This is a genomic window from Variovorax sp. GW531-E2 (assembly GCF_059423125.1).
This window is the reverse complement of record NZ_JBWKXQ010000026.1, coordinates 34,432-43,989: the sequence shown is the minus strand read 5'-3', so window position 1 is coordinate 43,989 and position 9,558 is coordinate 34,432. Positions and strand designations below refer to the sequence as shown.

Annotated in this window: 8 protein-coding genes; 3 read left to right on the top strand and 5 right to left on the bottom strand. The window is 71.8% G+C overall.

Going from position 1 to position 9,558, the window contains the following annotated elements:
- Positions 1-56: 56 nt before the first annotated feature.
- Complete coding sequence (locus AC07XP_RS16640; protein WP_495265294.1) at positions 57-935, bottom strand: LysR family transcriptional regulator; 879 nt, start codon at positions 933-935, stop codon at positions 57-59.
- Positions 936-1,078: 143 nt separating this feature from the next.
- Here AC07XP_RS16640 and AC07XP_RS16635 point away from each other — a divergent pair, with 143 nt between their 5' ends.
- Positions 1,079-2,053, top strand: coding sequence for a DMT family transporter (locus AC07XP_RS16635; RefSeq protein WP_495265293.1), 975 nt, complete (start codon positions 1,079-1,081; stop codon positions 2,051-2,053).
- 3 nt (positions 2,054-2,056) lie between these two features.
- Here the strand turns inward: AC07XP_RS16635 and AC07XP_RS16630 are convergent, their stop codons facing one another.
- From AC07XP_RS16630 to AC07XP_RS16620, 3 genes are read right to left on the bottom strand one after another with little or no spacing between them, the layout of a single operon-like run.
- Positions 2,057-2,440: a PaaI family thioesterase gene (locus AC07XP_RS16630; protein ID WP_307695542.1), complete on the bottom strand. Its 384-nt coding sequence runs from the start codon at positions 2,438-2,440 to the stop codon at positions 2,057-2,059.
- Between the two features lie 46 nt (positions 2,441-2,486).
- Positions 2,487-3,017, bottom strand: coding sequence for a GNAT family N-acetyltransferase (locus tag AC07XP_RS16625; protein ID WP_495265292.1), 531 nt, complete (start codon positions 3,015-3,017; stop codon positions 2,487-2,489).
- A 2-nt stretch (positions 3,018-3,019) separates the two neighbouring features.
- Positions 3,020-3,622 (bottom strand): helix-turn-helix domain-containing protein, encoded by a 603-nt coding sequence (locus AC07XP_RS16620; RefSeq protein ID WP_495265291.1) that lies wholly within the window; start codon positions 3,620-3,622, stop codon positions 3,020-3,022.
- 159 nt (positions 3,623-3,781) lie between these two features.
- Between AC07XP_RS16620 and putA the strand changes: the two genes are divergently transcribed.
- Positions 3,782-7,522: a trifunctional transcriptional regulator/proline dehydrogenase/L-glutamate gamma-semialdehyde dehydrogenase gene (gene putA, locus AC07XP_RS16615; RefSeq protein WP_495265290.1), complete on the top strand. Its 3,741-nt coding sequence runs from the start codon at positions 3,782-3,784 to the stop codon at positions 7,520-7,522.
- A gap of 6 nt (positions 7,523-7,528) precedes the next feature.
- Here the strand turns inward: putA and AC07XP_RS16610 are convergent, their stop codons facing one another.
- A complete protein-coding gene (locus AC07XP_RS16610) occupies positions 7,529-7,921 on the bottom strand; it encodes a carboxymuconolactone decarboxylase family protein (RefSeq protein WP_062481171.1) in 393 nt (130 codons plus the stop codon).
- A gap of 166 nt (positions 7,922-8,087) precedes the next feature.
- On the opposite strand from AC07XP_RS16610, the gene AC07XP_RS16605 reads away from it, so the two are divergent.
- Complete coding sequence (locus AC07XP_RS16605) at positions 8,088-9,557, top strand: YadA family autotransporter adhesin (protein ID WP_495265289.1); 1,470 nt, start codon at positions 8,088-8,090, stop codon at positions 9,555-9,557.
- Position 9,558: the final 1 nt, after the last annotated feature.

Here is a 9,558-nt window from a genome sequence, read left to right as displayed (position 1 = left end):
TGACAGGCCACGGCGCGGCCTGCCACTGCGGAAATCCGGGGCGCACCAGGTCCGGGTCAGGCCCAGGCGTCGAACACCGCGCCGCGCACGGCCTCGACCGCCGCCGAGCGCTGGCCGCTGGCCGGCGCGACCCAGCACAGCCACGTGTGTGAGCGCCAACCGTTCCATATCTTCAGTTCGCCCTGGCGCTCGCCTTGCTCGGCCTGGTCCAGCCGCATCAGGCCCGCGCCCATGCCGCTGGCGACCATGCTGCGGATGGCGCTCTCGCCGTCGGCGGTGACGCCCTGGCGGTAGTCGCGCCCGGCCGAGGCGAACAGCTTTTCGAGGTGCGCGCGCAGGATGCACGAGGGCGGCGTGCCGACCCAGGTCAGGTCGGTGAGCTGCGCGAGCGTGAGCTCGGGGTGCGCCTGCGCCACCGCCAGCGGCAGGCCCACGGCCAGGTCGACCACGCCCAGGCGCCGCAGCTCGAAGCCTTCGAGCCGCTCGGCATCGCTGAGCACATAGGCGCAGTCGAGTTCGCCGCGCTGCACGGCCGCCAGGGTTTCGTACGACAGCCCCTGCTTGAGCTGCAGCGTGACCTGCGGATGCTGCTGCGCCAGCGTGACCAGCACGCTGCCCAGGCGCAGCGCCACCGGATCGACCACCGTGCCGAAGCGCACCACGCCCTGCGCCGCGCCGCGCAGCTGGTCGGCGGCCGACTGCATGCGCATGGCCGAGGCCAGCGTGCGCTCGGCCTCTTCGAGCAGGCGCTGGCCGGCCGCGGTGGGCGACATGCCGCGCGGCGTGCGCTCGAACAGGCGCACGCCGAGCTCGTCTTCGAGCGCCTTGAGTTGGGCGCTGGCGGCCGGGGCGCTGGTGAACACGCGCTCGGCGGCGCGGGTCAGGTTGCCCTCCTTCGCGATGGCGACGAAGGTCTTCAGTTGGTACAGCTCCATGACCGCGGATTGTGAGCGCGTGCGGCGCGGCGGTCCGTTCGCTTTTTCGGAAGCCCCTGTCCAAAGAAACGAATGGCCTTCGCGGCGGGCCGTCCCCATCCTTGAGGCCACGCGCTCCCTCTTTTTTCTTGAAAGGTTTTCCCGTGTCCTCCCCTTCCTCACGCCTGCCGGGCATCGCGGCCCTGCTCTTCGCCACCGCCAGCTGGGGCAGCCTGTTCCTCGTCGGCAAGGGCGTGCTGCAGCACGTGGCGCCGGTGTGGCTCACGCTCATCCGCTACACCCTGTCGGCGCTGGTATTCGCCGCGCTGCTGGGCCTGCGCGGCAGCGGCGGCTGGCACAAGCTGCGGGAGCACGCGGTGCCGCTGGCGCTGCATGGCTTTGCGGGCTTCGGCGTGTTCAGCATCCTGCTGTTCGTCGGGCTCTCGCACTCGGTGCCTTCGCACGGCGCGGTGCTGATCGCCACCACGCCGATCACCACGCAGCTGCTGCGCTGGTGGCTCGACGGCGTGCGCCCGACGCGCACGACGCTGCTGACTGCCGCACTGGCGCTGGCCGGCGTGGCGACGGTGGCCGGGCTGCTGTCACCCGGTGGCGCAGGCCTGTCGCACGACACGCTGCTCGGCGACGCCATCGCCTTCGTCGGCACCCTGGGCTGGGTGGTCTACACGCGCGGCGCGGCGCGCTTCCCGACGCTGGACACGGTGGACTACACCGCGCTCACGGTGCTGGCCTCGTGGCCGCTGCTGCTGGCCGTGGCGGTGGGCATGACCGTGCTGGGCGCATCGCCCGCGCCCGATGCGCAGGGGCTGCGCCTGTCGTGGCAGGTGCTGCTGTACGTGGGGCTGGTGCCGTCGGCGCTCGCGGTGCTGGCCTTCAACCACGGCGTGCGCGCGCTCGGCGCGGTCACGGGCACGGCCTTCCTGAACTTCGTGCCGGTGTCGGCGTTGCTGATGGGGGTGGCGCTGGGCAAGCCGCCCGCGACGCACGAGATCGTCGGCGTGGCGATGGTGGTGGTGGCGCTGCTGCTGCATGTGGCAGCAGCGAAGCGGGCGGCGACGCCGGTGGCCCCGGTCCGCGTGCCGGCGCCAGGCCAGCGCACCTGCGGCGTCACGCCATGAACATCAGCCCTCGGCGCGGCTGCGCCGGAAGATCGCGTAGTTGCCGTTCGCCATCCCCACGAGCACCTCGCCCACGTACAGCCGCGACTCCAGGTTGGCGACAGTGCGCCCGCGGTTGAGCAGCGTGGTCCTGCAGACGACCTGGCCTTCGAACACGGGCTTGAAGTAGTTCATCTTGATCTCGATGGTGGCGCAGATCTCGCCCGCCTCGAGCGTGGGGTACAGCGCCGTGCCCATGCCCGTGTCGGCCAGCGCATAGAGCACGGCGCCGTGCACCACCTCGTGCGGGTTCAGGTGCTGCGGCGCGACCACCAGCGTCATGGTGCTGGCGCCGGCGGAGGCTTGCTCGCAGTGCAGGTCGATCAGTTCGGCGAAGGGGTGTTTCATGGCGATGAGAAATGAACGGACCGGCCGACTGTAGACCGCACGGCCGTCAGTCGCCGAGCGCGCGGTAGAAGTAGGTGGTGCCGCACGGCGTGCCGTCGGGCAGCAGCGCGTAGCCGGGGATGGTGCCCACGCGCTGCCAGCCGCAGCGGGTGTACAGCCGCTCGGCCTCGGGGCTGGAGGTGTCGAGCACCAGCAGGGTCTTGCCGTGGTCGCGTGCGCGCTGTTCGGCGCCCTTCATCAGCAGCGCGCCGAGGCCGTGGCGGCGCGCGCGGCGGTGCACCAGCATCTTCGCGACCTCGCCGCGGTGCGGCTGGTTCTCGGGCTGTGCCAGCACCAGTTGCACGGTGCCGACGATGCCTGCGTCGTCCTCGGCCACGAGCAGCTCGCGCTCGCCGCGCGCCACGCCGTCGGCCACGTGGCGCCAGAAGGCCCGCGCGCGCTCGGGCGTTAGCGGCTGCATGAAGCTCACCGAGGCGCCGCCCTCGACGCAGTCGATGAGCACGTCGGCCAGCGCGTTCAGCTCGGCCTCGCTGACGGTGGACAGGGCGCGCAGGCGCGGAGTGGTGGCAGCAGTCATGGTCATTTCCGGTTGGCGTGAGAAGGCGTGCTGGTGATGACGACCGCGTAGCGCGCCGTCTCGCGGGTGGGGTTGAAGTAGCTCGTCGGCTGGTCGAGCACGAGCGCGAGGCAGTCGCCCGCTTCGAGCCGGTGTTGCTGGTCGCCGACCGCGAGTTCGATACAGCCTTCGAGCACCCACACCTGCTGGTGGATGCGCGGCTCGCGCGCGCCGGTTTCGTAGGCCACGCGCGCGCCGGGCGGAAACAGCACCTCGACGATCTGGATCGGCGAGGCGTCGCCGCCGGCCGAGACGTTGCGGCGCAGGTAGCCCGAATGCGGATCGCGCCATTCGAGCTGGTCGGCGCGGCGCGACACCGGGCTGGCGGCCGGCGCGTCGGACTCGAACAGCGAGGCCAGCGGCACGCCCAGGCCGGTCGCGAGTTTTTCGAGCAGCACGGCCGTCGGACTGCTCTCGCCGCGCTCGATCAGAGAGATCATGGAGCGGCTGACGCCGCAGTGCGTGGCCAGGGCGTCGAGCGAGAGATCGCGCGCGGCGCGCAGGGCGCGCACACGCTGGGCGATGCGGTCGTTGAGGCTGGGGGGTGACGCTGATTCTTCTTTCATATTGGATGAAATATCCAATGAAATAGAAATTTCGTCAACCCCGGGGCGAAAGCCGGTCGTCCAGTCCGCAGAGACTTGCTCGCCGAAGTGACTGTTCTTTGGAGAAATATTCATGCCAATCGCTGAAATCATCCAACACATCACCACCACCGACGCACCATGAGCGCCAACGATCCCGCCCCCCTGCCCTCGACCTTCGCCACCTTCGCCGACGGCCCCGCCGCGCCGTCCGCGCTGCGCGCCCGCATCACCGCCGCCTGCCGGCCGCCCGAAGCCGAGGCACTGCAGCCGCTGCTCGACCAGGCCCGGCTGCCCGCCGACCAGGCCGCCGAAGCCCACGCCCTCGCCCACCGCATCGCCCACCAGCTGCGCCAGCGCAAGAACGGCGGCGGTCGCTCGGGCCTCGTGCAGGGCCTGCTGCAGGAGTACGCGCTGTCGTCGCAGGAAGGCGTGGCGCTGATGTGCCTGGCCGAGGCGCTGCTGCGCATTCCCGACGCCGACACGCGCGACGCGCTCATCCGCGACAAGATCGCGCAGGGCCAGTGGCAGGCGCACGCGGGGCACAGCCCCTCGGTGTTCGTCAACGCCGCCACCTGGGGCCTGCTGCTCACGGGCAGGCTGGTGGCCACGCACAGCGAGACGGGCCTGTCGGCCACGCTCACGCGGCTGATCGGCAAGGGCGGCGAGCCACTGATCCGCAAGGGCGTGGACATGGCGATGCGCATGATGGGCGAGCAGTTCGTCACCGGCGAAACCATCGCCCAGGCGCTGGCGCATGCGCGCACGCTGGAGGCGCAGGGCTTTCGCTATTCGTACGACATGCTCGGCGAGGCCGCGCTCACGGCCGACGACGCGCGCCGCTACCGTGCCGCCTACGAAGACGCGATCCACGCCATCGGCCGCGCCTCGAACGGGCGCGGCGTGTACGGCGGGCCGGGCATCTCGATCAAGCTGTCGGCGCTGCACCCGCGCTACAGCCGCGCGCAGTACACGCGCGTGATGGCCGAGCTGTACCCGGTGCTGCGCGACCTGGCGCTGCTGGCGCTGCACTACGACATCGGCCTGAACATCGACGCCGAAGAAGCCGACCGGCTCGAACTCTCGCTCGACCTGCTGGAGCGCCTGTGCTTCGAGCCCGCGCTGGCGGGCTGGCAGGGCATCGGCTTCGTGGTGCAGGGCTACCAGAAGCGCTGCCCCTTCGTGATCGACTGGGTGATCGACCTCGCGCGCCGCAGCGGCCACCGGCTCATGGTGCGCCTGGTGAAGGGCGCCTACTGGGACAGCGAGATCAAGCGCGCGCAGCTCGACGGGCTGGCGGGCTACCCGGTCTACACGCGCAAGGCCTACACCGACGTGTCGTACCTCGCGTGCGCACGCCGCCTGCTCGACGCGCCCGACGCGGTGTACCCGCAGTTCGCCACGCACAACGCCCACACGCTGGCCGCGATCTACACGATGGCCGACCCGTCGCGCTACACGCCGGGCCAGTACGAGTTCCAGTGCCTGCACGGCATGGGCGAGCCGCTGTACGAGCAGGTGGTGGGCCCGCTCGGGCGGCCCTGCCGCATCTACGCGCCGGTGGGCACGCACGAGACGCTGCTGGCCTACCTGGTGCGGCGGCTGCTGGAGAACGGCGCCAACACCTCGTTCGTGAACCGAATCGCCGACGCGTCGATTCCGCTCGACACGCTGGTGGAAGACCCGGTCGCGACCGTCGAGCGCATGGCCGCGCAGGAAGGCGCGATGGGCCTGCCGCACGCCGCCATTCCGCTGCCGGCCGCGCTTTACGGCGCGCAGCGCGCCAACTCGCAAGGCCTGGACCTCGCGAGCGAAGCCACGTTGCATGCGCTCGCGGCCACGCTGCAGGCCAGCGCGAGCGAACCGTGGCGCGCGACGCCGATGCTCGCCGCGCCACGCGCCGAAGACGAAGCCGACCGCACCTGGGCCGAGGTGCGCAACCCCGCCGACCGCCGCGACCTCGTCGGCCAGGTGCAGGACGCGGTGCCGGGCGACGTGGCCTCGGCCATTGCGCAGGCCGAAGCCGTCGCCGCCGCGTGGGCCGCCACGCCACCCGCCGAGCGCGCCGCCGCCCTCGACCGTGCCGCCGCATCGCTCGAAGCGCAGCAGCCGCGCCTGCTCGGCCTGTTGATGCGCGAGGCCGGCAAGAGCGGCGCCAACGCCATCGCCGAGGTGCGCGAGGCGGTCGACTTCCTGCGCTACTACGCGGCGCAGGCGCGCACCGACTTCGCCAACGCCACGCACCGCCCGCTCGGGCCGGTGGTGTGCATCAGCCCGTGGAACTTTCCGCTGGCGATCTTCACCGGCCAGGTGGCCGCCGCGCTCGCGGCCGGCAACCCGGTGCTGGCCAAGCCGGCCGAGCAGACGCCGCTGGTCGCGGCCGAAGCGGTGCGCGTGCTGTGGGAGGCCGGCGTGCCGCGCGCCGCGGTGCAGCTGCTGCCGGGGCGCGGCGAGACCGTCGGCGCCGCGCTGGTCGGCGACGCGCGCGTGCAAGGCGTGATGTTCACGGGCTCGACCGAGGTGGCGCGCCTGCTGCAGAAGACGCTGGCTACGCGCCTGGGTGCGCACGGCGCGCCGGTGCCGCTGATCGCCGAGACCGGCGGGCAGAACGCGATGATCGTGGACTCGTCCGCGCTGGTGGAGCAGGTGGTGGCCGACGTGATGGCCTCGGCCTTCGACAGCGCCGGCCAGCGCTGCTCGGCGCTGCGCGTGCTGTGCGTGCAGGAAGAAGCGGCCGACCGCCTCGTGGCGATGCTGCAGGGCGCGATGGCCGAGAGCTGCATCGGCAACCCCGCGCGGCTCGCGGTGGACGTGGGCCCGGTCATTGACGACGAGGCGCGCGACGGCATCGAGCGCCACATCGCCGGCATGCGCGGGCGCGGCCGGCGCGTGTTCCGCCAGGGCCGCGAGTTCGGCCACGACACGCGCCACGGCACCTTCGTGCTGCCCACGCTGGTCGAGCTGGAACACCTGGGCGAGCTGCAGCGCGAGGTGTTCGGCCCCGTGCTGCACCTGCTGCGCTACCGCCGCCGCGACCTGGGCGCGCTCATCGGCCAGATCAACGGCAGCGGCTACGGCCTCACGCTGGGCGTGCACACGCGCATCGACGAGACCATCGCGCAGGTGGTGGCGCAGGCGCAGGCCGGCAACGTCTACGTGAACCGCAACATGGTCGGCGCCGTGGTGGGCGTGCAGCCCTTCGGCGGCGAAGGGCTGTCGGGCACCGGGCCGAAGGCCGGCGGGCCGCTATACATGGCGCGCCTGCTGTCGGCACGGCCGGACGACGTGCTGGCGCGCGCCGTGGCGGACGACGCTCCCGTCTCACCATCGGCCGGCCTCGCGGCGCTCGAAGGCTGGGCGCGCGACACGGGCCGCGACGCGCTGACCGCGCAGTGCCGCCGCTTCGCCGGCCTGGCCCACGTGGGCCGCGCACGCACGCTGGCCGGCCCGACCGGCGAGCGCAACATCTACACGCTGCAGCCGCGCGAGGCCGTGCTGTGCCTCGCCGATGCAGAGGCCGACCGGCTCGTGCAGCTGGCGGCCGTGCTGTCTGTCGGCAGCACCGCCATCTGGCCCGCCGACGCGCCCGGCGCGCACGCGCTGCTGGCCGCGCTGCCCGACGAGGCGCGCCACGCGGTCGTGCTCGCCAACGACTGGCGCGCGCCTACCGTGGTCTTCGATGCCGTGCTGCACCACGGCGACGCCAGCCACCTTGCCGGCGTGCTGCAGCAGGTGGCGGCGCGGCCCGGCCCCATCGTCGGCGTGCGCGGCTTCGCACCGGGCGACACCGGCATCCCGCTCGAAAGCCTGGTGCTGGAGCGCGCGCTCAGCGTGAACACCGCCGCGGCCGGCGGCAATGCGAGCCTGATGACGATCGGTTGAGCGGGCTTATTTGTCGAACGCCGGATCGATCGGCACGCGGTAGCCGTTCACCAGCCGGTTCGTCTCGTTCGCCATGCCGACCACGGCCATCAGCTCGGCGAACATGGCCGGCGTCATGCCGGCCTTTTCCGCGCCCGCGTGGTGGCTCGCGATGCAGTAGCCGCAGTTGTTGGTGACGCTCACCGCCAGATAGATCATTTCCTTGACCACCGGGTCGAGCGCGCCCGGCGCCATCACCTCCTTGAGGCTGGCCCAGGTGCGCTTCAGCGTGGCCGGGTCATTGGCCAGGTACTTCCAGAAATTGTTGACGTCGGGCACGTTGCGCGACGCCTTGATGTCGTCGAACACCGCGCGGACCTCGTCGGAAGCGGCGGCGTGCTCGATGGGCTGGGGTTTCATGCGATCTCCTGAAGTGTGAATGTGCGATGCAAAGCAACATTTGCTTTCGGTACCTTCACATTTATTGTGAATTAGGTCCTAGGTTCACGCGCCCTGCGGTTCATACAGTCGAAGCGTCACACATCAAGCGCGCCATCAGGCGCCATCTCAGGGAGAAGAGAGAACCATGGAACACGTCACACAGCACGTGGGGGGCGGTGCGCGCGCCGCATTCGTCTGCAAGAAGAAAACCAGGGGCATCGCGGGCGCCGTGCTCGCACTGGCCGCCGGCCTTACGGGCCCGTCGGCCTGGGCCGACGTGAGCCTGGGCGGCACCAGCTACACCACCGGCTCGGGCGCGGTCTGCAGCTCGGGCGGCGCCGGTCCCACGTGGGCCTGCCAGGTGCCCAACGGCAGCGGCGGCTTCGCGCTCATCACCGGCGTACCGACCGACCCCGTGAACGGCGGCCCCGATGCCGCGGCCTTGCAAGGCATGGTGAGCGGCAACCTTGGCGGCGACGCGCTGCTGCTCGGCGGCACGGCGGCCAAGGCCACCGGCTTCGGCAGCGTGGCGGCGGGCTCCGACGCACGCGCCACCGAAACCTACGCCACCGCCATCGGCTCCACCACCGTGGCCGCGGGCGTCAGCAGCACGGCCGTGGGCAACGTGGCCCAGGCCTTCGGCACCAACGCCACGGCCATCGGCGCCAACAGCACGGCCGTGGCCACCAGCAGCGTCGCAGTGGGCGACCGCGCCACCGCGAGCGACATCAATTCGACCGCCCTCGGCGCCAACACGCAGGCGCGCAAGAAGAGCAGCCTGGCGGCCGGCGACAAGGCGATTGCCGACGGCATCAACGCCGCCGCGCTGGGCGCGAACACGCAGGCACTGGCCGACAGCGCCGTGGCCGTGGGCGACCGCGCCACCGCGGGTGCCGAGTCGGCCGTGGCCGTGGGCCGCCAGAGCACCGCATCGGCCACGTCCGCCGTGGCCATCGGCACGGGCGCGACAGCGAGCGCCGTCAATGGCGTGGCACTCGGCGCCGGCGCCACCGCCGACCGCGCGGGCATGGGCGGCCAGCAAGAGCGCTTCTCGAACGTCGCCGTGGGCTCCACGCAGGGCGCGGTCTCGGTCGGCAGCGCGGGCGGCGAACGGCAGATCACGAACGTGGCGGGCGGCACGCAGGCCACCGACGCGGTCAACGTGCGCCAGCTGCAGGCCGTGCAGGCCGGCGCGGTCAACTACGTCACCAACGTGGACGGCAGCGTGAACCACAACCAGATCGTGCTGGGCAACGGACAGGCGCCCAACGGCACCACCGTGTCCAACGTGGCGCCCGGCGTGGCCGGCACGGATGCCGTGAACGTCAACCAGCTGAACGCACAGAGTGCGCAGTGGCGCGACGCCATCCGCGTGAACCAGCGCGACGCCAACGCCGGCACCGCCGGTGCGATGGCCATGGCCGGCATGCCGCAGGCTTACATGCCGGGCAAGAACATGATCGCGGCCGGCATCGCCGGCTACGAGGGCCAGAGCGCCCTCGCGGTCGGCTTCTCGAGCATCTCGGACAACGGCAAGTGGGTGATGAAGTTCACCGGCTCGGCCAACTCGCGCGGCCGCGTCGGCGTCTCGGCCGGCGCGGGCTACCAGTGGTGAG

Excerpts from the sequence above, each read along its gene's own strand:
- AC07XP_RS16625 (WP_495265292.1), bottom strand. The coding sequence starts at position 3,017 with ATGACTGCTGCCACCACTCCGCGCCTGCGCGCCCTGTCCACCGTCAGC.
- AC07XP_RS16640 (WP_495265294.1), bottom strand. The coding sequence starts at position 935 with ATGGAGCTGTACCAACTGAAGACCTTCGTCGCCATCGCGAAGGAGGGC.
- putA (WP_495265290.1), top strand. The coding sequence starts at position 3,782 with ATGAGCGCCAACGATCCCGCCCCCCTGCCCTCGACCTTCGCCACCTTC.
- AC07XP_RS16620 (WP_495265291.1), bottom strand. The coding sequence starts at position 3,622 with ATGAAAGAAGAATCAGCGTCACCCCCCAGCCTCAACGACCGCATCGCC.
- AC07XP_RS16630 (WP_307695542.1), bottom strand. The coding sequence starts at position 2,440 with ATGAAACACCCCTTCGCCGAACTGATCGACCTGCACTGCGAGCAAGCC.
- AC07XP_RS16605 (WP_495265289.1), top strand. The coding sequence starts at position 8,088 with ATGGAACACGTCACACAGCACGTGGGGGGCGGTGCGCGCGCCGCATTC.
- AC07XP_RS16610 (WP_062481171.1), bottom strand. The coding sequence starts at position 7,921 with ATGAAACCCCAGCCCATCGAGCACGCCGCCGCTTCCGACGAGGTCCGC.